This window comes from Williamsia sp. MIQD14 (genome assembly GCF_051025635.1).
Classification (GTDB): Bacteria; Actinomycetota; Actinomycetes; order Mycobacteriales; family Mycobacteriaceae; genus Williamsia_A.
Map to the genome: position 1 here is coordinate 511,384 of NZ_JBPFDG010000004.1, position 19,991 is coordinate 531,374.

23 protein-coding genes are annotated in these 19,991 nt (G+C 71.1%); 22 read left to right on the top strand and 1 reads right to left on the bottom strand.

All coding sequences use genetic code 11. The annotated features are described in order from the left end of the window. Positions 1–213 precede the first annotated feature (213 nt). Genes ACQ7HM_RS16975 through ACQ7HM_RS17000 form a run of 6 tightly spaced genes read left to right on the top strand, consistent with a single transcriptional unit; the run spans position 214 to position 5,456 of the window. Positions 214–1,506: an adenosylmethionine--8-amino-7-oxononanoate transaminase gene (locus ACQ7HM_RS16975; RefSeq protein WP_434217510.1), complete on the top strand. Its 1,293-nt coding sequence runs from the start codon at positions 214–216 to the stop codon at positions 1,504–1,506. Between the two features lie 19 nt (positions 1,507–1,525). Then, the gene (locus ACQ7HM_RS16980; protein WP_434217394.1) at positions 1,526–2,716 is read left to right on the top strand and encodes an 8-amino-7-oxononanoate synthase; all 1,191 of its coding nucleotides are present in this window, start codon (positions 1,526–1,528) and stop codon (positions 2,714–2,716) included. After that, entirely contained in the window at positions 2,713–3,402 is a 690-nt protein-coding gene (gene bioD, locus ACQ7HM_RS16985) for a dethiobiotin synthase (protein ID WP_434217395.1), read from the top strand. The genes ACQ7HM_RS16980 and bioD overlap by 4 nt, the downstream gene beginning before the upstream one ends. A 51-nt stretch (positions 3,403–3,453) precedes the next feature. Beyond that, entirely contained in the window at positions 3,454–4,521 is a 1,068-nt protein-coding gene (gene bioB, locus ACQ7HM_RS16990; protein WP_434217396.1) for a biotin synthase BioB, read from the top strand. A gap of 24 nt (positions 4,522–4,545) precedes the next feature. After that, positions 4,546–4,803 carry a hypothetical protein gene (locus ACQ7HM_RS16995; protein ID WP_434217397.1) on the top strand — a complete coding sequence of 86 codons (258 nt, stop codon included), beginning with the start codon at positions 4,546–4,548 and terminating at the stop codon, positions 4,801–4,803. Continuing rightward, a complete protein-coding gene (locus tag ACQ7HM_RS17000) occupies positions 4,800–5,456 on the top strand; it encodes a DUF2567 domain-containing protein (protein WP_434217398.1) in 657 nt (218 codons plus the stop codon). The genes ACQ7HM_RS16995 and ACQ7HM_RS17000 overlap by 4 nt, the downstream gene beginning before the upstream one ends. Here ACQ7HM_RS17000 and ACQ7HM_RS17005 read toward each other — a convergent pair. Further along, a complete protein-coding gene (locus ACQ7HM_RS17005) occupies positions 5,412–6,107 on the bottom strand; it encodes an NUDIX hydrolase (RefSeq protein ID WP_434217399.1) in 696 nt (231 codons plus the stop codon). The two genes, ACQ7HM_RS17000 and ACQ7HM_RS17005, sit on opposite strands and share 45 nt — an antisense overlap. Positions 6,108–6,252: 145 nt before the next feature. Between ACQ7HM_RS17005 and nadA the strand changes: the two genes are divergently transcribed. The 16 genes from nadA to trpC all read left to right on the top strand — a co-directional run bounded on the left by nadA (position 6,253) and on the right by trpC (position 19,991). Further along, entirely contained in the window at positions 6,253–7,275 is a 1,023-nt protein-coding gene (nadA, locus tag ACQ7HM_RS17010) for a quinolinate synthase NadA (RefSeq protein ID WP_434217400.1), read from the top strand. Next, positions 7,272–8,138: a carboxylating nicotinate-nucleotide diphosphorylase gene (gene nadC / locus ACQ7HM_RS17015; protein ID WP_434217401.1), complete on the top strand. Its 867-nt coding sequence runs from the start codon at positions 7,272–7,274 to the stop codon at positions 8,136–8,138. Before nadA ends, nadC begins: the two co-directional genes overlap by 4 nt. A 147-nt stretch (positions 8,139–8,285) precedes the next feature. Then, positions 8,286–9,338, top strand: coding sequence for an NAD(P)-dependent alcohol dehydrogenase (locus ACQ7HM_RS17020; protein ID WP_434217402.1), 1,053 nt, complete (start codon positions 8,286–8,288; stop codon positions 9,336–9,338). 210 nt (positions 9,339–9,548) lie between these two features. Then, positions 9,549–10,904: a histidinol dehydrogenase gene (gene hisD / locus ACQ7HM_RS17025; RefSeq protein WP_434217511.1), complete on the top strand. Its 1,356-nt coding sequence runs from the start codon at positions 9,549–9,551 to the stop codon at positions 10,902–10,904. Further along, positions 10,901–12,049 carry a histidinol-phosphate transaminase gene (locus ACQ7HM_RS17030; RefSeq protein WP_434217403.1) on the top strand — a complete coding sequence of 383 codons (1,149 nt, stop codon included), beginning with the start codon at positions 10,901–10,903 and terminating at the stop codon, positions 12,047–12,049. Before hisD ends, ACQ7HM_RS17030 begins: the two co-directional genes overlap by 4 nt. Next, entirely contained in the window at positions 12,046–12,687 is a 642-nt protein-coding gene (hisB, locus tag ACQ7HM_RS17035; protein ID WP_434217404.1) for an imidazoleglycerol-phosphate dehydratase HisB, read from the top strand. Before ACQ7HM_RS17030 ends, hisB begins: the two co-directional genes overlap by 4 nt. A 14-nt stretch (positions 12,688–12,701) precedes the next feature. Next, positions 12,702–13,337 (top strand): imidazole glycerol phosphate synthase subunit HisH, encoded by a 636-nt coding sequence (gene hisH / locus ACQ7HM_RS17040; RefSeq protein WP_434217405.1) that lies wholly within the window; start codon positions 12,702–12,704, stop codon positions 13,335–13,337. Continuing rightward, the gene (locus tag ACQ7HM_RS17045) at positions 13,334–13,645 is read left to right on the top strand and encodes a hypothetical protein (RefSeq protein WP_434217406.1); all 312 of its coding nucleotides are present in this window, start codon (positions 13,334–13,336) and stop codon (positions 13,643–13,645) included. The genes hisH and ACQ7HM_RS17045 overlap by 4 nt, the downstream gene beginning before the upstream one ends. A gap of 43 nt (positions 13,646–13,688) precedes the next feature. After that, positions 13,689–14,432 carry a bifunctional 1-(5-phosphoribosyl)-5-((5-phosphoribosylamino)methylideneamino)imidazole-4-carboxamide isomerase/phosphoribosylanthranilate isomerase PriA gene (gene priA, locus ACQ7HM_RS17050; RefSeq protein WP_434217407.1) on the top strand — a complete coding sequence of 248 codons (744 nt, stop codon included), beginning with the start codon at positions 13,689–13,691 and terminating at the stop codon, positions 14,430–14,432. Next, on the top strand, positions 14,432–15,271 hold the full coding sequence (locus tag ACQ7HM_RS17055) for an inositol monophosphatase family protein (protein ID WP_434217408.1): 840 nt from the start codon (positions 14,432–14,434) through the stop codon (positions 15,269–15,271). The genes priA and ACQ7HM_RS17055 overlap by 1 nt, the downstream gene beginning before the upstream one ends. Continuing rightward, positions 15,268–16,041, top strand: a complete 774-nt coding sequence (gene hisF, locus ACQ7HM_RS17060) for an imidazole glycerol phosphate synthase subunit HisF (RefSeq protein ID WP_434217409.1) — start codon at positions 15,268–15,270, stop codon at positions 16,039–16,041. The genes ACQ7HM_RS17055 and hisF overlap by 4 nt, the downstream gene beginning before the upstream one ends. After that, positions 16,038–16,391 carry a phosphoribosyl-AMP cyclohydrolase gene (gene hisI, locus ACQ7HM_RS17065; RefSeq protein WP_434217410.1) on the top strand — a complete coding sequence of 118 codons (354 nt, stop codon included), beginning with the start codon at positions 16,038–16,040 and terminating at the stop codon, positions 16,389–16,391. The genes hisF and hisI overlap by 4 nt, the downstream gene beginning before the upstream one ends. Continuing rightward, positions 16,391–16,573 carry a tautomerase family protein gene (locus ACQ7HM_RS17070; RefSeq protein ID WP_045823037.1) on the top strand — a complete coding sequence of 61 codons (183 nt, stop codon included), beginning with the start codon at positions 16,391–16,393 and terminating at the stop codon, positions 16,571–16,573. The genes hisI and ACQ7HM_RS17070 overlap by 1 nt, the downstream gene beginning before the upstream one ends. A gap of 3 nt (positions 16,574–16,576) precedes the next feature. Next, positions 16,577–18,211, top strand: coding sequence for an anthranilate synthase component I (locus ACQ7HM_RS17075; RefSeq protein WP_434217411.1), 1,635 nt, complete (start codon positions 16,577–16,579; stop codon positions 18,209–18,211). Beyond that, a complete protein-coding gene (locus tag ACQ7HM_RS17080; protein WP_434217412.1) occupies positions 18,208–19,044 on the top strand; it encodes a TIGR02234 family membrane protein in 837 nt (278 codons plus the stop codon). Before ACQ7HM_RS17075 ends, ACQ7HM_RS17080 begins: the two co-directional genes overlap by 4 nt. A 128-nt stretch (positions 19,045–19,172) precedes the next feature. Further along, entirely contained in the window at positions 19,173–19,991 is an 819-nt protein-coding gene (gene trpC, locus ACQ7HM_RS17085) for an indole-3-glycerol phosphate synthase TrpC (RefSeq protein WP_434217413.1), read from the top strand.

The following is a 19,991-nucleotide window of genomic DNA, read 5'->3' on the forward strand; positions in this document are numbered from 1 at the left end:
ACTGCTCTCTCGCCGATCCACACAACTGTTCTTCGCGTTGCAATGTACCTTTCGGACGCGTGAATTCCACGTCGACGGCCCCGGGGCACGCCGGTCGGACCTGGCGAAACGGACCGATACGCTCGACGGATGCCCGCCGATCCACCCCCCGCCATCGCCGAATCGCCGACCACCGTGAACCCCCTGACCGTCACCCCCCCGACCGTCACCCCCTTGAGCGCCGACGCCATCGTCGCGACCGATCGGGAACTGATCTGGCATCCCTACGGTTCGATGACGGCGACCGCGACCCCGCCGGTGGTGGTGGACTCCGCGAGCGGCACCCGACTGCATCTGGCCGACGGCCGCGAGGTCGTCGACGGGATGAGTTCGTGGTGGGCCGCGGTCCACGGTTACGCCCATCCCGTGCTCGACGAGGCGGTGCGCACGCAGATCGGGAAGATGGCGCACGTCATGTTCGGCGGCCTCACCCACGAACCCGCCGCGCGGCTGGCCCGTCTGCTCGTCGACATCACCCCCGCCCCGCTACAACGGGTGTTCTTCTGCGATTCGGGCTCGGTGTCGGTCGAGGTGGCGGTGAAGATGGCGCTGCAGTACTGGCGCGGGCAGGGCGTCACCGGACGGCGACGACTGCTGACGTGGCGCGGCGGCTACCACGGCGACACGTTCACGCCGATGAGCGTGTGCGACCCGGACGGCGGGATGCATGCCCAGTGGACCGGTGTCCTCACCGACCAGGTCTTCGCGCCCGCACCGCCCGCGCGGTTCGATCCCGCCCACGTCGCCGAGATCGAGCGCCTCGTCGAGACCCACCGCGACGAACTCGCGGCGATCATCGTCGAACCCGTGGTCCAGGGCGCCGGTGGGATGCGACTCCACGACCCGCGGTATCTCGTCGAACTGCGCCGCATCTGCGACGACCACGGCCTGCTGCTGATCTTCGACGAGATCGCCACCGGGTTCGGCCGCACCGGTGAGCTGTTCGCCGCCGACCATGCCGGCGTCGCGCCCGACATCATGTGCGTGGGCAAGGCGCTCACCGGCGGCTACCTGTCGATGGCGGCCACCCTGTGCACCGCCGATGTCGCGACGGTGATCAGCGAGGGCGAGATGGGGGTCCTGGCCCACGGGCCGACGTTCATGGCCAATCCACTCGCGTGCGCTGTGTCGGTCGCCTCGGTGCAGCTGCTGCTCGACGGCGACTGGCGCACGCGTGTCGCCCACATCGCCGAGGTCCTGGCCGCCGGTCTCGAACCGCTGCGGTCGCGGCCGGGCGTCGCCGACGTCCGGGTGCTCGGCGCGATCGGGGTGGTCGAACTCGACGAACCCGTCGACATGGCCACCGCGACCGCCGCCACCCTCGACGCGGGAGCCTGGCTGCGACCGTTCGGGCGGCTGGTCTACACCATGCCGCCGTTCATCTGCGACGACGCCGACCTCGCCACGATCATCGCCGGTGTCACCGCGGTGGTCGACGCCCACGAGGCGGCGTCGGCGCCCGCGTGATGTGAGACGCTGACGGGCGATGACCGCCGGCGAGATCTCCGACCCGACCGTCCGGACCGCCTCGGCGCTGGACTGGCTCACCGAGGCTGCGCAGGTCCGCGAGACCGCCGGTCTGCACCGCGTCCTGACACCCCGCGCCGCCGACGACACGGCCCTCAACCTGGCCTCGAACGACTACCTCGGGCTGTCGGCGGATCCCCGCGTCGTCGCCGGCGCCGTGGAGGCGACGACGCGCTGGGGCGCGGGCGCGACGGCGTCGCGACTGGTGGTCGGGACCACCGGCGCACACACCGCGCTGGAGGCCGATCTCGCCGACTTCCTCGGCACCGAGGCCGCGCTGGTGTTCTCCTCGGGATATCTCGCCAATGTCGGGGTCATCTCCTCGCTGATGGGCCGCGGCGATCTCATCGTCAGCGACGGGGGTGCCCACGCCTCCCTGATCGACGGGTGCCGGCTGTCGCGGGCGCGGGTGGTGGTCACCGACCGCGGCGACCACCGAGCGGTCGCCGAGATCCTCGCCACGCGCACCGAGGCCCGCGCGATGGTGGTCACCGACTCCGTCTACAGCATCGACGGTGCCGTCGCCCCGGTCGCCGAACTCCACGACGCCGCACGGGCCCACGGCGCGGTGCTCGTCGTCGACGAGGCGCACGCCCTCGGTGTCCGCGGCCGCGGCGGCAGGGGAGTCGTCGACGAGCTCGGCCTCGCCGGGGCCCCCGATCTCGTCGTGACCGCCGTGCTGTCGAAGTCGCTCGGGTCGCAGGGCGGTCTGGTGGCCGCCTCGACAGCCGTCCGGGACCACCTCGTCGACCGTGCGCGCAGCTTCATCTTCGACACCGGGCTCGCCCCGGGCGCCGTCGGTGCCGCGGCCGCCGCGCTGGGGGTGCTGCGCGCCGAACCGACACTGCCCGACCGCGTGCGTGCCGCGGCCCGACGGCTCGCCGAGCGGTGCGGCGCGCCCGTTCCCGACGGCGCCGTCGTGTCGGTCGTCATCGGCGAGCCCGCCGATGCGGTGGCCGTCGCCGCCGCGTGTCGCGATCGGGGAGTGCTCGTCGGGTGTTTCCGCCCTCCGTCGGTACCCCCGGGCACCTCACGCATCCGGCTCACCGTGCGCGCCGACCTCACCGACGCCGAGATCGACCGCGTCGCGCAGGTGCTCCACGAGGCCCGCGCCGAGGTGGCCGGCACCCCCACCCGGGGTGACCGGTGACCGTCGTCGTGGTCACCGGCACGTCGACCGATGTGGGCAAGACCGTCGCGACCGCGGCGCTGGCCGCCATCGCCTTCGACGCCGGCCTGACGGTCGCGGTGTGCAAACCCGTGCAGACCGGTGTCGGCGCCGACGAGCCGGGCGACCTCGCCGAGGTCGAGCGGCTCGCGGGGGTCGCCACCCTCGTCGAGTGCGCGCGATACCCCGAACCGCTGGCCCCGGAGACCGCGGCGACCCGCGCCGGGATGGCGATGGTGGCCCTCGACGACATCACCGCCGCCGTCACCGAGGCCGCCGGCCATCACGACCTCGTCCTCGTCGAGGGGGCCGGTGGCGTGCTCGTCCGCCTCGCCACCGACCTCACGCTGCTCGACGTCGCCGCGGCGCTGGACGCGCCGGTCGTCGTCGTCGCCGACGGGGGTCTGGGCACGCTCAACCACACCGAACTCACAGTCGACGCGCTGCGCGGCCGGGGCCTCACCGCGGCCGGGATCGTGATCGGGTCATGGCCCACCGACCCCGACCTCGCCACCCGCTGCAACCGCGATGACCTGCCTCGTCTGACCGGTGTGGCCGTCGCGGGTGTCGTCCCCGCGGGGGCGGGCGCGATGACGCGACCGGAGTTCACGTCACGGGCGCCGTCCTGGTTCGACACCGAGTGGGTCACAGGACTCGTGTCGGGATAGGGCACACTGACCAGACATCCGCTGTCCGTACGACGTGATCGAGGAGGGCTTGTGACCCAGGCTCCTGTCCGCCAAGAAGTTCCCCAGACGCCCGCGGGCGCCGCTCCCGCGGCCGCTGGAGGTGTGGCCGACATCCTCGAGGTGGCGCGTGCACAGGTCCTCGAGGCCGGTGAGGCGCTGCGCCAGGATCAGGTGCTCGAGGTCCTGCGTCTCGGTGACGACCGGCTGACCGAGCTGTTGCAGCTCGCCCACGACGTGCGCATGAAGTGGTGCGGCCCGGAGGTCGAGGTCGAGGGCATCATCTCGCTGAAGACCGGCGGATGCCCCGAGGACTGCCACTTCTGCTCGCAGTCGGGTCTGTTCACCTCGCCCGTGCGCAGCGCGTGGATCGACATCCCCTCCTTGGTCGAGGCGGCCAAGCAGACCGCGAAGACCGGTGCGACGGAGTTCTGCATCGTCGCCGCCGTCCGCGGTCCCGACAAGCGTCTGATGACCCAGGTCGCCGCGGGTATCGAGGCCATCCGCAACGAGGTCGACATCCAGATCGCCTGCAGCCTGGGCATGTTGACCCAGGAGCAGGTCGACGAACTCGCCGCGATGGGTGTGCACCGCTACAACCACAACCTCGAGACCGCCCGGTCGCACTTCCCGAACGTGGTCACCACGCACACATGGGAGGAGCGCGAGGGCACCCTGCGCATGGTGCGCGAGGCCGGCATGGAGGTCTGCTGCGGCGGCATCCTCGGCATGGGTGAGTCGCTCGAGCAGCGTGCCGAGTTCGCGGCCGATCTCGCGGCGCTCGAGCCCGACGAGGTCCCGCTCAACTTCCTCAACCCACGGCCCGGCACCCCCTTCGGTGACCTCGACGTCCTGCCCGCCGCCGACGCGCTCCGCGCGGTCGCGGCCTTCCGTCTGGCCCTGCCACGCACCATCCTGCGCTTCGCCGGTGGACGCGAGATCACCCTCGGTGACCTCGGCGCGAAGCAGGGCATCCTCGGTGGCATCAACGCCGTCATCGTGGGCAACTACCTGACCACCCTGGGCCGGCCTGCCGAGGCCGACCTCGACCTGCTCGTCGATCTGCAGATGCCGATCAAGGCGCTCAACGACAGCATCTGAGCGCGATCCGACGAGATGGCCGTGGTGAACGATGAACGGGACGCGGGGGCGGCGACGCCGTCGCCGCTGACCGAGCCGCTGTCCTACGCCGTCTACACCGGTATCCGTCTCGACACCCCCGGCGCCGAGGAGGTGCCCGCGGCAGCGCAACTCGGACTCGAGCCGCCGCGCTACTGCGGGCAGTGCGGGCGTCGCATGGTCGTCCAGGTGGTCCCAGACGGGTGGACCGCCCGGTGCTCCCGTCACGGCACCGTCGACTCCCACGCCCTCGGTGTCGCATGACCGCCGACCCGAACGCCGACCCGCCGGTGGCACCGGTCGCGGTCGACGAGCGCACCCACACCGAACGCATCGATGTGCGCGCACTCGCTCTGCGAGCCCTGCCGATCGCCCTCGTCGTCGTCGCCCTCGGGGCGGTCGGAGGCATCGTGTGGGGCCTGCTGACCCCGGGCGTCACCGGGGTCGTGGTCCGCGAGGGCCGGGCCGGATCGCTGGGCGCCGACACGGTGCACCGATTCGACGCCGTCGCGTTGTTCGCCTGCGTCAGTGGCGTCGTCGGCGTCATCAGCGGTGTCGTCGCCTGGTGGGACCGCCGTCTGCGCGGACCGGCGGCCGCGGTCCTCGCCGCCGTCGCGTCCATGGCCGGTGCCGGCGTCGGGATGTGGCTCGGCGGCCTCGTCGCCGGTGTCCGACACGCGGGACCGGGGGACACCGCCGTCGGCGACTACTTCCAGACGGCGCCCTCGCTGCGCCTGACCTCGGCACGACTCGACATGTTCGGCGGGCTGGACCTGTCGTGGGCGCTCGTCGTCGTCGCCCCCATAGGTGCGCTCGTCGTGTGTCTGGTGCTGCTGCTCTGCGACCGTGAACCCGACCTCGGGGTGCCGGTCTCAGGCGGGCGGACGCAGGGTGGCGAACTCGTCGGTGACGCGTAACCCGTTCTCGGCGAACCGGTACAGAGCGGGCGGACGACCGCCGGAACGACCTGTGCGGCCGGTGGTACCGGTGGCCCCGACGACCCCGCGTCGACTGAGGATGCGCAGCAGGTTCGTCGCGTCGACCGGATAGCCCAGCGCCGCACAGTAGATGTCGCTGAGTGTCGACATCGAGAACTCGCGCGGCGCGAGCGCGAACGCGATGTTGGTGTAGGAGAGTTTGGCGGCGAGCCTGCTGCGTGCCTGGGTCACGATCGCGCGGTGGTCGAAGCTCATCTCGGGGAGGTCGTGGACCGCGTGCCACCGGGTGTCGTCGGGGAGGTTCGCGGTCGAATCCGACCGCACCAGACCGAGATAGGTCGAGGCGATGACACGTGGGCCGGGGACGCGGTCGGGCGCGGAGAACACCGACAACTGCTCGATGTGGGCGACCTCGCGCAGATCGACCTTCTCGGCGAGCTGACGACGTGCCGATGCCGTGAGATCCTCGTCGACTCCCAGGACCCCGCCGGGCAGTGACCAGGTGCCCTGCGCGGGGTCGCGTGCCCGTTGCCACAGCAGGACCGAGAGGTGGGGGGTGCACCGGTCGAGCGGGGTCCGGACCGCGAACACGGCGCTGAGCACCTCGTGAATGATGCCCGGCGCCTCCATGGCGCACAGTCTATGTCGAGTCCCGTCCCGTGCCGCGCCGTCCGCCGGGACGCGGGTGCTACATTGAGGACAGGTTTTCGACTTACAGTCGAAAACCGCTCGACGCCGGCCCGCGATCGAGATCCCGTCCCGAAGGAGAGCGGTCATGACCGCTGTTGCACCCGCCGCAGACACCACGCCTCTCGTCGACCCGTCCGGCGATCCCGGTCCGGGGTGGGCCGCCGAGGTCCGTCGACTCGCGACACTGCGCGGGGCGACCGTGCTGGCGCACAACTACCAGCTCCCGGCGATCCAGGACGTCGCCGACCACGTCGGCGACTCGCTGGCCCTGTCACGGATCGCGGCCTCGGCACCCGAGGACACCATCGTGTTCTGCGGGGTCCACTTCATGGCCGAGACGGCGAAGATCCTCGCGCCGGAGAAGACCGTCCTGATCCCCGACGCCCGCGCCGGGTGCTCGCTGGCCGACTCCATCACCGCCGACGAGCTGCGCGAGTGGAAGGCCGATTTCCCCGACGCCGTGGTGGTCTCCTACGTCAACACCACGGCCGAGGTGAAGGCACTCACCGACATCTGCTGCACGTCGTCGAACGCCGTCGAGGTGGTCGCCTCGATCGATCCCGACCGCACCGTGTTGTTCCTGCCCGACCAGTTCCTCGGCGCCCACGTCAAGCGCGAGACCGGCCGCACCAACATGCACATCTGGGCCGGGGAGTGCCACGTCCACGCCGGGATCAATGGTGACGAACTCACCGATCAAGCCAACGCGCACCCCGACGCCGACCTGTACGTGCACCCCGAATGTGGTTGCGCGACATCGGCGCTGTACCTCGCGGGCGAGGGGGCGGTACCGAAGGACCGGGTGCACATCCTGTCCACCGGTGGGATGCTCGACACCGCACGCGCCTCGGGTGCCCGCGAGGTCCTCGTCGCCACCGAGATCGGCATGCTCCACCAGTTGCGTCGTGCCGCACCGCAGATCGACTTCCAGGCGGTCAACCCCAAGGCCTCGTGCAAGTACATGAAGATGATCACCCCCGAAGCGCTCCTGCGGTGCCTGCGTGACGGCACCGACGAGGTCCACCTCGAGCGTGGTGTCGCCGACGCGGCGCGGGCCAGCGTGGCCCGGATGATCGAGATCGGTACCCCCGGTGGAGGCGGTGAATGACCGATCCGTTCGCCGCCCAGGGTCTCGACGCCGACGACATCGCCCGTGTCATCAGGACCGCACTCGATGAGGACCTGCGATACGGCCCCGACGTGACCACCGCCGCGACCGTGCCCGCGGGCGCCCGGACCACCGCCGTCGTCGCCAGCCGCGACCGCGGTGTGATCGCGGGGCTCGACGTCGCCCTGGCGGTGTTCGACACCGTCATCGGCTCCGACCTCACCGTGGTCGACCGCGTGGCCGACGGATCCGCCGTCGAGCCCGGAACGGTGGTGCTGCGGCTCGTCGCACCCACCTCCGGACTGCTCACCGCCGAGCGCACCGCACTCAACCTGCTGTGCCACCTCTCGGGGATCGCCACCACGACCGCACGTTGGGTCGCCGAGGTCGACGGCACCGACACGCTGGTCCGCGACAGCCGCAAGACCCTGCCCGGGCTGCGGGCGCTGCAGAAGTACGCCGTACGCGCCGGTGGCGGGGTCAACCACCGCATGGGCCTGGGAGACGCGGCCCTCATCAAGGACAACCACATCGCCGCGGCCGGATCACTGACCGCGGCCTGGGAGGCCGTGCGGGCCGCCGCCCCCGATCTCCCCGTGGAGGTCGAGGTCGATTCCCTGACCCAGCTCGACGAGGCCCTCGGTCTCGGCGCGCAGCTGGTCCTGCTCGACAACTTCGCGCTGTGGGAGACACAGATGGCGGTGCAACGCCGCAACACCCGTGCCCCGAACACGAAGCTCGAGAGCTCCGGGGGCCTGTCGATCGATGTCGCCGGCGACTACGCCCGCACCGGAGTCGACTTTCTGGCGGTCGGCGCGCTGACCCACTCGGTCACGGTGCTCGATCTCGGCCTCGACCTGTAGACACCCGACCGGCCGCGCCACCTCGCGGATCCGGACAAACCGTGCGCGGATGCATACCTGGGCATATTTTCGCGCACGCTGATGTTGACCCGGAGGTCCCGGCGCGCTGAACAGCGCGCTCCGCAAGGCCGAAAGGACACGATTTCTGTGCCAACTGTGAACGCTGTGGTCGCCACCGGAGCGACCGACCCGCTCACCATCTCGACCATCGAACGCCGCGAACTGGGACCCAAGGATGTCCGTATCGACATCAAGTTCGCGGGAATCTGCCATTCCGACATCCACACCGCGCGTAACGAGTGGAAGGGCACCAAGTACCCGGTCGTCCCCGGCCACGAGATCGCGGGGATCGTCGCCGAGGTCGGTTCCGAGGTCACCCTCCACAACGTCGGCGACCGCGTCGGCGTCGGCTGCTTCGTCGACTCCTGCGGCGAATGTGCGCCGTGCAAGAACGGCGACGAGCAGTACTGCGAGAAGGGTGTCGTCCAGACCTACAACTCGAAGACCTACGAGGGTGAGTTCACCCACGGCGGGTACTCGGAGTCGGTCGTCGTCACCGAGAAGTTCGTCCTGAAGATCCCTGAGGGCATCGAGCTCGACGTCGCCGCACCCCTGCTGTGTGCCGGCATCACCCTCTACGCACCGCTGAAGAAGTGGGGCGCGGGCCCGGGCAAGAAGGTCGCCATCATCGGCATGGGCGGCCTCGGACACGTCGGCGTCAAGATCGCCCACGCGCTCGGCGCCGAGGTCACCGTTCTGAGCCAGACCACGAGCAAGGAAGAGGACGGGAAGCGTTTCGGTGCCGACCACTACTACGCCACCAAGGACAACAAGCAGCTGTTCAAGGATCTGGCCGGTCAGTTCGACCTCATCCTGAACACGGTGTCGGTGAACCTGCCGCTCACCGACTACATCGGTCTGCTCGCCATCGACGGAGCGCTCGTCGAGCTCGGTGTGCCGGAGAACCCGCTCGAGGTCGCCGCGTTCGCCCTCCTGACCAACCGTCGCTCGCTGTCGGGCTCCATGGTCGGTGGCATCGCCCTGACCCAGGAGATGCTCGACTTCTGCGCCGAGCACGACATCGCCGCGGAGATCGAGACGATCTCGGCCGATCAGGTCAACGAGGCCTACGACCGCGCCGTCTCCTCCGACGTCCGGTACCGCTTCGTGATCGACACCGCGACGCTGGCGTCCGCCTGATCGTTGTGAAACGGGTCACGACGTGACCTGAGAACGACTGCCGTCGGCCGTCGGGCACCACCCTCGCGGTGGTGACCGGCGGCCGACGTCGTCGTCTCGCGGCGGGTACCCGGCGTCGAAAACGGCTGGCCGGACCCCATATCCTTGAGTGGACCGTCGAGGGTGGCCGTCACCGACCACCCCGCACCCGACCTGCAGGAGACCCGCGCAATGTTGTCCCGAACCGACCTCCGCGGCCGTGCGCACACCGCCGCGGAACTCCGGCGTGCGCTCCCGCGCGGGGGCACCGACATCGACTCGGTGCTCTCCACGGTCGCCCCGGTGGTGGCCGCGGTCCGCGACGACGGCGTCGCCGCGGCGCTGGAGTTCGGAGCCCGGTTCGACGGCGTGACGCCCTCGTCGGTGCGGGTGCCCGCGCCGGTGCTCGCCCACGCCCTCGCATCGGTCGACCCCACCGTGCGGACCGCGCTGGAGGAGTCCATCCGCCGCGCGCGGATCGTGCACGCCGACCAGCGTCGGTCCACCACGCGCACCGAGGTCGTCCCCGGCGGATCGGTCACGGAGAAGTGGATCCCGGTGGCCCGGGTCGGTCTCTACGTCCCCGGCGGCAATGCCGTCTACCCGTCGAGCGTCATCATGAACGTGGTGCCCGCGCAGGAGGCCGGCGTGTCCTCGCTCGTCGTCGCCTCACCTCCGCAGGCCGCCCACGGGGGATGGCCGCACCCGACGATCCTCGCCGCATGCGCGCTCCTCGGTGTCGACGAGGTGTGGGCGGTCGGCGGCGCCCAGGCCGTCGCGCTGCTCACCTACGGCGGCACCGACCTCGCCACCGACGCCGACGCGGGGACCGAGCTGGCGCCGGTCGATCTCATCACCGGTCCGGGCAACATCTACGTGACCGCGGCGAAGCGCCTGTGTCGCAGCGTCGTCGGGATCGACTCGGAGGCGGGGCCCACCGAGATCGCCATCCTCGCCGACGGTGACGCCGACGCCACCTCCGTCGCCGCCGACCTCATCAGTCAGGCCGAACACGACGTCCTCGCCGCCTCGGTGTTGGTCACCGACAGCGTCGAGCTCGCCGACCGTGTCGACGCCGAGGTGGCCGCACAGGTCGGCACGACCCGGCACGCCGAACGGGTGCGCACCGCCCTGTCCGGTGCGCAGTCGGGCATCGTGCTCGTCGACGACATCGACCACGGGATCGCGGTGGTCGACGCCTACGCCGCCGAGCACCTCGAGATCCAGACCGCCGATGCCCCCGCCGTCGCCGACCGTGTCCGCAACGCCGGTGCCATCTTCGTCGGCCGGTACTCGCCGGTGAGCCTCGGCGACTACTGCGCGGGCTCCAATCACGTTCTGCCGACCTCCGGTTCGGCCCGGCACAGCTCCGGGTTGTCGGTGCAGACCTTCCTGCGCGGGGTGCACATCGTCGACTACGACCGCTCGGCCCTGCAGGAGGTCGCGCCCCACGTCGTCGCGCTCGCCCACGCCGAGGACCTGCCGGCCCACGGCGACGCGGTGTCGGTGCGGTTCGCCGACGTCCCGGCATCAGGGAGTCCGGTGTGACCGCCCCCGGGGCGCGGTTCTCCCTCGCCGACCTCCCGCTGCGCGAGGCCCTGCGCGGGCAACACGCCTACGGTGCACCGCAACTCGACGTCCCCGTCGCGCTGAACACCAACGAGAACCCGCACCCGCCGTCGCAGGCGCTCATCGACGACGTCGCCGAATCGGTACGCGACGCCGCGTCGGTGCTGCACCGGTACCCCGACCGCGACGCCGTCGCGTTGCGCGCCGACCTCGCCCGCTACCTGAGCGGCCGCACCGGCGTCGAACTCGGCGTCGAGAATCTGTGGGCGGCTAACGGTTCCAACGAGATCCTGCAGCAGCTGCTGCAGGCCTTCGGGGGTCCCGGCCGCACCGCGATCGGCTTCGTGCCGTCGTATTCGATGCACTCGATCATCACCGGCGGCACCGACACCACCTGGGTCGAGATGCTCCGCGAGACCGACTTCAGCCTCGACGTCACCGCCGCGGTCGCCGAGATCGGTCGTCGCGCACCCGACGTCGTGTTCCTCACCTCGCCGAACAACCCGACCGGACAATCGCTGGCGCTCGACGACATCCGCGCGGTGGTGTCGGTGGCGCCGGGCATCGTCATCGTCGACGAGGCCTACGGCGAGTTCTCCGATCGCCCGAGCGCGATCGGGTTGATCGACGAGTTCGGCGACCGCCTCGTCGTGACCCGGACCATGAGCAAGGCGTTCGCGTTCGCCGGGGGCCGTCTCGGCTACCTCGTCGCGTCCCCGGCCCTGGTGGAGTCGCTCCTGCTGGTGCGGTTGCCCTATCACCTGTCGGCCATCACGCAGGCCGCCGCGCGGGCGGCCCTGCGCCACGCCGACGAGACGCTGGCAACCGTCGCCGCGATCGTCGCCGAACGTGGTCGGGTCACCCACGAGCTGACTGCGCTCGGCTACTCCGTCGTCGACTCCGATGCGAACTTCGTGTTGTTCGGGCATCTCACGGATGCGGCGATCGCGTGGCAGCGTTTCCTCGACCGCGGCGTGTTGATCCGTGACCTCCGCGTCCCCGGACACCTGCGTGCCACGATCGGCCTGGCCGCCGAGAACGATGCCTTCCTGCGTGCCGCCGCCGAGGTGGCCGCCGAGGGCCTGCTCGCATCCGACCCCCGAACCGACGGAGTACTGCGATGACCGACACCGACACCGATCCCGGCGCCTCCCGACGGAGTGCGCGCGTCGAGCGCGTCACCCGAGAGTCCTCGGTGGCCGTCGAGATCGACCTCGACGGGACCGGGAAGACGAACATCTCGACCGGCGTCGCGTTCTACGACCACATGCTGACGGCGTTCGGCGCCCACGGCAGCTTCGATCTCACCGTCTCAGCGACCGGTGACGTCGACATCGAGTCGCACCACACCGTCGAGGACACCGCGATCGTGCTGGGTCAGGCCATCGATCTCGCTCTCGGTGACAAGCGCGGCATCCGGAGGTTCGGTGACGCCTGGATCCCCATGGACGAGGCGTTGGCCCACGCCGCGGTCGACCTGTCCGGGCGACCGTATTTCGTGCACACCGGCGAGCCCGAACACCTGCTGACCTCGGTGATCGGCGGCAACCCCGGGGTCGCCTACAACACCGTGATCAACCGCCACGTGTTCGAGACGTTGGCGACGAACGCGCGGATCGCCCTGCACGTCCGCGTACTCTACGGACGCGACCAGCACCACATCACCGAGGCCCAGTACAAGGCGGTCGCCCGTGCGTTGCGCGCCGCCTCCGAACCGGATCCCCGCGCCACGGGTGTGCCGTCGACCAAGGGTGCGCTCTAGATGCGGGGGCCGTCGTGAGTCCCCGCGTCACGATCCTCGACTACGGGTCGGGCAACCTCCGTTCGGCACAACGCGCGCTCGAACGCACCGGCGCGCAGGTCACCGTCACCGCCGACCGTGACGACGCCCTCGGGTGCGACGGCCTCGTCGTCCCCGGGGTCGGCGCCTTCGCCGCATGCATGGCGGGCCTGACCGCCGCCCGCGGTGACCGGATCATCGATCAGCGGCTGGCCGGGGGACGTCCGGTGCTCGGCATCTGCGTCGGCATGCAGATCCTGTTCGAAGAGGGTGTCGAGTTCGGTGTGCAGGCGGCGGGCTGCGGTGAATGGCCTGGCGCCGTCACGCAACTGCCCGCGCCGGTCCTGCCACACATGGGATGGAACACCGTCGACGCAGGTGCCGGATCGGTGCTGTTCGACGGTCTCGACGCCGACACCCGGTTCTACTTCGTGCACTCCTATGCCGCGCAGTCGTGGGACCTCGACAGCGACGGTTCCCGGATCGCGCCGGCCATCACCACCTGGGCCGAACACGGCGCCCCGTTCCTCGCCGCGGTCGAGAACGGACCCCTCTCCGCCACCCAGTTCCACCCCGAGAAATCGGGTGACGCGGGTGCCGCGCTGCTCGAGAACTGGGTCCGGTCGCTGTGAGCGGCGACCGGGACCGACCGGCCCCCCGCCCGTTCTCCTTCGCGCGGTTGGCGCTCGCGGTGCTCGGCGCCGGGACCCTGGTGCTGGTCGTCTCGGTCCCGATCATCTACGGGGTGACGCGGGTGTCGGCGCCCGCCGCGCTCGTGGTCGCTCTGCTGGCCGTCGCGGTCGCCATCGCCGTCATGGGCGTGGTCGCCAACCGGATGGTCGACGCGGCCGCGCGCTCCGTCGAATCCACATCCCGGACCTCGTCTCCCCAGACGCCCACCGCGCAGACACCGCCGACGCCCACCGATGACGAACACTGAGATCCCGCGTCCCGCGGTGACTCCCGACGAAAGGCCCCACCAGATGCCGTCCACGCTCGAACTCCTGCCCGCGGTCGACGTCGCCGACGGCCAGGCCGTCCGGCTCGTCCAGGGGGCGGCGGGGTCGGAGACGTCCTACGGGTCGCCGCGTGAGGCCGCCATGGCCTGGCAGCGCGACGGCGCCGAGTGGATCCATCTGGTCGATCTCGACGCCGCGTTCGGCCGGGGGGACAACCGCGAACTGCTCGCGGCGGTCGTCGGTGAACTCGACGTGAAAGTCGAACTGTCCGGCGGTATCCGCGACGACGACTCCCTGCGTGCGGCCCTGGCCACCGGGTGCACACGCGTCAACATCGGGACCGCCGCGCTCGAGGACCCGCAGTGGTGCTCGCGGATCGTCGGCGAGTTCGGCGACCGCGTCGCGATCGGTCTCGACGCCGTCCACGAGGACCGCGGGTGGCGGCTGCGCGGACGCGGCTGGGTGTCCGACGGCGGCGATCTGTGGGAGGTGCTCGAGCGTCTCGAACGCGACGGCTGCTCGCGATACGTGGTCACCGACGTGAGCAAGGACGGCACACTCACCGGCCCGAACCTCGACCTGCTGCGGGAGGTCGCCCAGCGTGCGTCGGCGCCGATCGTCGCCTCCGGTGGCGTCTCGACCGTCGACGATCTCGTCGCGATAGCCGGCCTGGTGGACGCGGGCGTCGAGGGGGCGATCGTCGGGAAGGCGCTCTACGCCGGGCGGTTCACGCTGCCCGAGGCGCTGGCCGCAGTGGCCGGGCGGTGATGGCCCCGACCGTCGTCGGGACCCTGCCCGCCGATCTCGACCCGCCGCGACTGCTGTCGATCGCCACGGGTCTGCTCGACGAGATCACACCGCGTTTCCTCGAGGGACTCGGCGCCCCGAGTGCGGTCGACAAGGGCGGCAACGACTTCGCAACCGAGCTCGATCTCGAACTGGAACGACTGCTCTCCGCGCGGCTGTCCGACGCCACCGGGATCGCCGTCCACGGTGAGGAGTACGGCGGACCCGACGTCACCTCCGGGACGGTGTGGGTGGTCGACCCGATCGACGGCACCGCCAACTACTCGGCCGGCCTCCCGCTGGCCGGCACCCTGGTGGCCCTGCTGCACGACGGTGCGCCGGTCCTCGGTCTCACCTGGCTCCCGCTGTTCGACCGCCGCTACTCGGCGTTCGTCGACGGCCCGGTCGTCTGCAACGGCGAGGAACTCCCACCGCTGCGCCCCACCCGCCTCGAGGACTCGATGATCGCGTTCGGTGCGTTCAACGTCGACAGCGCGGGCCGTTACCCCGGACAGTGGCGGATCGACATCCTCGGACAGCTCTCCCGACGGGTGTCGCGGCTACGCCTGCTGGGCAGCACCGGCATCGACATGGCCCTGTGTGCTGCCGGGAACATCGGTGGCGCAGTCTGTTTCGGCCACCACGCGTGGGACAACGCGGCCGGTGCCGCCCTCGTCCTCGCGGCCGGGGGAGAGGTCACCGATCTCGCCGGCGACCCGTGGACGGTGTCGTCGCCGTCGATGTTGGTGGGAGCACCCGGGGTGCACGGTGCACTCGCGGCGATCATCGCCGAGGTCGGTCCCCCGGGGGGACGGTCATGACCGTCGCCGTCCGGGTCATCCCGTGCCTCGACGTCGACGCCGGTCGGGTTGTGAAGGGTGTCAACTTCGTCGACCTGCGCGACGCCGGTGACCCGGTCGAACTCGCCGCGGCCTACGACGCCGCGGGCGCCGACGAACTGACCTTCCTCGACGTCACCGCCTCGAGTTCGGGACGGTCGACGATGCTCGACGTCGTGCGTCGCACCGCCGATCAGGTGTTCATCCCGCTGACCGTCGGTGGTGGCGTGCGCACGGTCGCCGACGTCGACACCCTGTTGCGCGCCGGCGCCGACAAGGTCGGCGTCAACACCGCGGCCATCGCACGCCCCGAGGTGCTGGAGGAGATGAGCCGCCACTTCGGATCGCAGTGCATCGTGTTGTCGGTCGACGCGCGCACCGTCCCCGACGGCGAGGCCCCGACACCGTCGGGCTGGGAGGTCACCACCCACGGCGGGCGACGCGGCACCGGCATCGACGCGGTCGAGTGGGCCCGTCGCGGACAGGACCTCGGGGTGGGGGAGATCCTTCTCAACTCCATGGACGCCGACGGCACCAAGAACGGTTTCGACCTGACGATGATCGGTGCCGTGCGCGCCGCGGTCACCGTCCCGGTGATCGCCAGCGGTGGCGCCGGACGGGTCGAGCACTTCACCCCCGCCGTCCGCGCCGGGGCCGACGCGGTGTTGGCCGCCTCGGTGTTCCACTTCGGCGACCTGCGGATCGGTGAGGTGAAGGACGCCATGCGTCACGACGGGGTGGTGGTCCGATGAGCGGCCTCGACCCGGCGATCGAGCAGCGGCTGCGCCGCACCGACGACGGACTGGTCGCAGCGGTCGTGCAGGAGCGCTCCACCGGCGAGGTGTTGATGCTCGCGTGGATGGACGCCGAGGCGCTCGGGCGGACCCTGGCCACCGGTCGCGCCACGTACTGGTCGCGGTCACGGCAGGAATACTGGGTGAAGGGGGAGACCAGCGGACACGTCCAGGCCGTGCACGAGGTACGCCTGGACTGCGACGGTGACGCCCTGCTGGTGATCGTCGACCAGACCGGTCCCGCCTGTCACACCGGGACGCACAGTTGTTTCGACCCGTCGCGCGCCCTCGACGTGAAAGGCCCCTGATGCCCCTCATCCAGATCTCGCAGACCCCCGGATCCAGTGACCGCGTGAAGCGCGAGACCATCGCCGCGGTCACCGAGGCCTACGCCAAGGCCACCGGCAAGGACCCCGATTCGGTGTGGGTCACCATCACCGAGGTCCCCCGGTCCCACTGGGGCGTCGGCGGGGAACCGCTGGGACAATAGGGCGTGCCCACCTCCGTTCACCCGACCGCCGGACGTCCACCCACCGACGGGACCACCCCGCGGGAGGTGTTCGTCGAGCTCGCGCGCGACCACCGCGTCGTCCCCGTCACCCGCAAGGTGCTCGCCGACTCCGAGACGCCGCTGTCGGCGTACCGCAAACTCGCCGGCGACCGGCCCGGCACGTTCCTGCTGGAGTCGGCCGAGAACGGGCGGTCGTGGTCGCGGTGGTCGTTCATCGGCGCCGGTTCGCCGGCGGCACTGACCGTCGTCGACGGGCAGGCGCACTGGTGGGGCACCGTCCCCGACGGCGCACCCCGCGACGGCGACCCCCTCGTCGCGCTCGCGGAGTCGTTGCGGTTGCTCGCCACCGATCGGTTGCCGGGCATGCCGCCGCTCACCGGCGGATTCGTGGGCTACCTGGCCTACGACGCGGTCCGCAGGCTCGAGAAGCTGCCCGACACCACCGTCGACGACCTGCATCTGCCGGAGATGATGATGCTGCTCGCCGCCGACATCGCGGCCGTCGACCACCACGAGGGTGCGATCACCCTCATCGCCAACGCGATCAACTTCGACGGGTCCGACGACCGCGTCGATGCCGCGTACGACGACGCCGTCGCGCGGCTCGATCGCATGACCGCCGATCTCGCCGCGCCGACACCGTCGACGGTGTCGACCTTCGCGACCCCCGACCCGGAGTACCGCAGCCAACGCACCCAGGAGGAGTACGGCACCGTCGTCACCGCGCTGGTCGGCGAGATCGAGGCGGGCGAGGCCTTCCAGGTGGTGCCGTCGATGCGGTTCGAGATGACGACCGACGCCGACCCCATCGACGTCTACCGGGTGCTCCGGGCCTCGAACCCGAGCCCGTACATGTACCTGCTGCGGGTGCCCGGTATCGGCGCCGAGCAGGGCGGGCGCGAACCGTTCACCGTCGTCGGCTCGAGCCCCGAGGCGCTGGTGACCGTCCACGACCGGATCGCCACCACCCATCCCATCGCGGGCACGCGGTGGCGCGGTGCGACCGAGGAGGAGGACGTCCTGTTGGCCAAGGACCTCCTCGCCGACGAGAAGGAGAACTCCGAGCACCTGATGCTCGTCGACCTCGGACGCAACGACCTGGGTCGGGTGTGTGAGCCGGGCACGGTCACCGTGCACGACTACCGACACATCGAGCGCTACAGCCACGTGATGCACCTCGTGTCGACGGTGACCGGACGCCTGCGTGACGAGACCACCGCCCTCGACGCGGTGTCGGCGTGCTTCCCCGCGGGGACCCTCACCGGCGCACCGAAGGTCCGGGCGATGGAACTGATCGACGAACACGAGCAGACCCGGCGCGGTCTCTACGGCGGCATCGTGGGTTATCTCGACTTCGCCGGCGACGCCGACACCGCCATCGCCATCCGCACCGCGGTGATGGCGGACGGCACCGCCTACGTGCAGGCGGGCGGGGGCGTGGTCGCCGACAGCGACCCCGTCTACGAGTTCAACGAGGCGCGCAACAAGGCGCGCACCGTGCTCTCGGCGGTGGCCGCCGCGCAGACCATGCGTCGCGTCGACGGCGCCCGCGGCGACGCCACGGGCACCGACCCCGACCCGACGACCACCACAGAGGAGCACGACCACACGCCATGACCGAGACGCCGAACCAGCCCACACCCTCCGACCGGCAGCCGACCGACGAGCCCGCCTCGCGCGCCGGGTCCGGCACCGTCGACGTCGCGGCCGCCGAGCGCCTGCACCGACGTCGGACGCTGACCACCGCGTCGATCCTGCTGGCCGCGGCGGCCGCGGCACTGTGGGCGGCGTCGCGGCTGACGTGGGCGTCGCTGTCCACCAGCGACGGACTCGGCCCCGAACGAGGGTTCACCGTCCACGGATCGGACTGGAGTCCGTGGCTCACGCCCGTGGCCATCGTGCTCGTCGCGGCCATCGCGGCGGCGGTGTCGTTGCGCGGATGGGCGCTGCGGATCACGGCGCTGATCGTCGCGCTCATCGGCATCCTCGGGGTGTTGCCCGCCATCTCGCTGCTCACCGGCAACAACCCCGGTGCCTACGCCGCAAAGGCCGTCGACGTCCCCGGCCGCTATCAGGTGGTGTCGGTCGAGACCCACGACCAGGCGGCGATCGTCGTGTTCGTCGGTGGCGTGATCGCCGTCGCCGCAGCGGTCGTCCTGCTGCGCGGCGCGCGCGGCGCCGCGCCGATGTCGTCGAAGTACCGCTCGCCGGCCGCGCGCCGCGCCGAACTCGAGGAGAAGGTGTTCGCCGATCGCGACCGCCCGGCCGACCCCGCGGCCACGCCCGGCACGCAGTCGCCCGCGACCACCGACGGCGCGCCGGACGATCTCACCGAACGCATGCTGTGGGACGCCCTCGACAACGGCGCCGACCCGACCCGGATGCGCCCGGATGGTCGCAGTGACGGGCCGTCCACCAGCGACGACGACCCCGGGTCGACGACCCGGTGACACCCGCGCGCCGAGCCCACCCCGCCTGAGGGCCGACACCGGTTGCCGGGCTACCCTGTGGCGAACAGGGATGACGTGGACCACCCACCGACTTCCGTCCGTCACCGCCGGAAGGGGGCCGCGCACCCATGAGTACGCCGAACGTCCTCGACTCGATCATCGACGGGGTGAAGGCCGACGTCGCCGCCCGTGAGGCGGTCCTCGATTTCGCCGCCGTGAAGGCCGCCTCGGCCGCCGCACCCGATCCGCGCGACGCCGCAGCCGCGTTGCGCGAGACCGGCATCGGCGTCATCGCCGAGGTCAAGCGCGCCAGCCCGTCTCGAGGCGAGCTCGCCGACATCACCGACCCGGCCGCCCTGGCCGAGGCCTACGAGAGCGGCGGCGCCCGCATCATCAGCGTGCTCACCGAGGGGCGCCGCTTCGGCGGCTCCCTCGACGATCTCGACGCCGTCCGCGCGGCCGTGCAGATCCCCGTGCTGCGCAAGGACTTCATCGTCGGGCCGTACCAGATCCACGAGGCACGGGCGCATGGCGCCGACGTCATCCTGCTCATCGTCGCCGCGCTCGAACAGAACGTCCTCGCCTCGCTGCTCGATCGCACCGAATCACTCGGCATGACCGCACTCGTCGAGGTGCACACCGAGGAGGAGGCCGACCGCGCGCTCGAGGCCGGTGCCTCGGTGGTCGGCGTCAACGCCCGCAACCTCAAGACCCTCGAGGTCGACCGGGACAGCTTCGCGCGCATCGCCCCCGGACTGCCCACCGAGATCATCCGCATCGCCGAGTCGGGTGTGCGCGGCACGGCAGATCTCCTCGCTTACGCCGGCGCCGGTGCCGACGCGGTTCTCGTCGGTGAGGGTCTGGTCACCAGTGGCGATCCTCGTGCAGCGGTACGTGAGCTCGTCACCGCCGGGACGCATCCGTCCTGCCCCAAACCGGTACGCTGA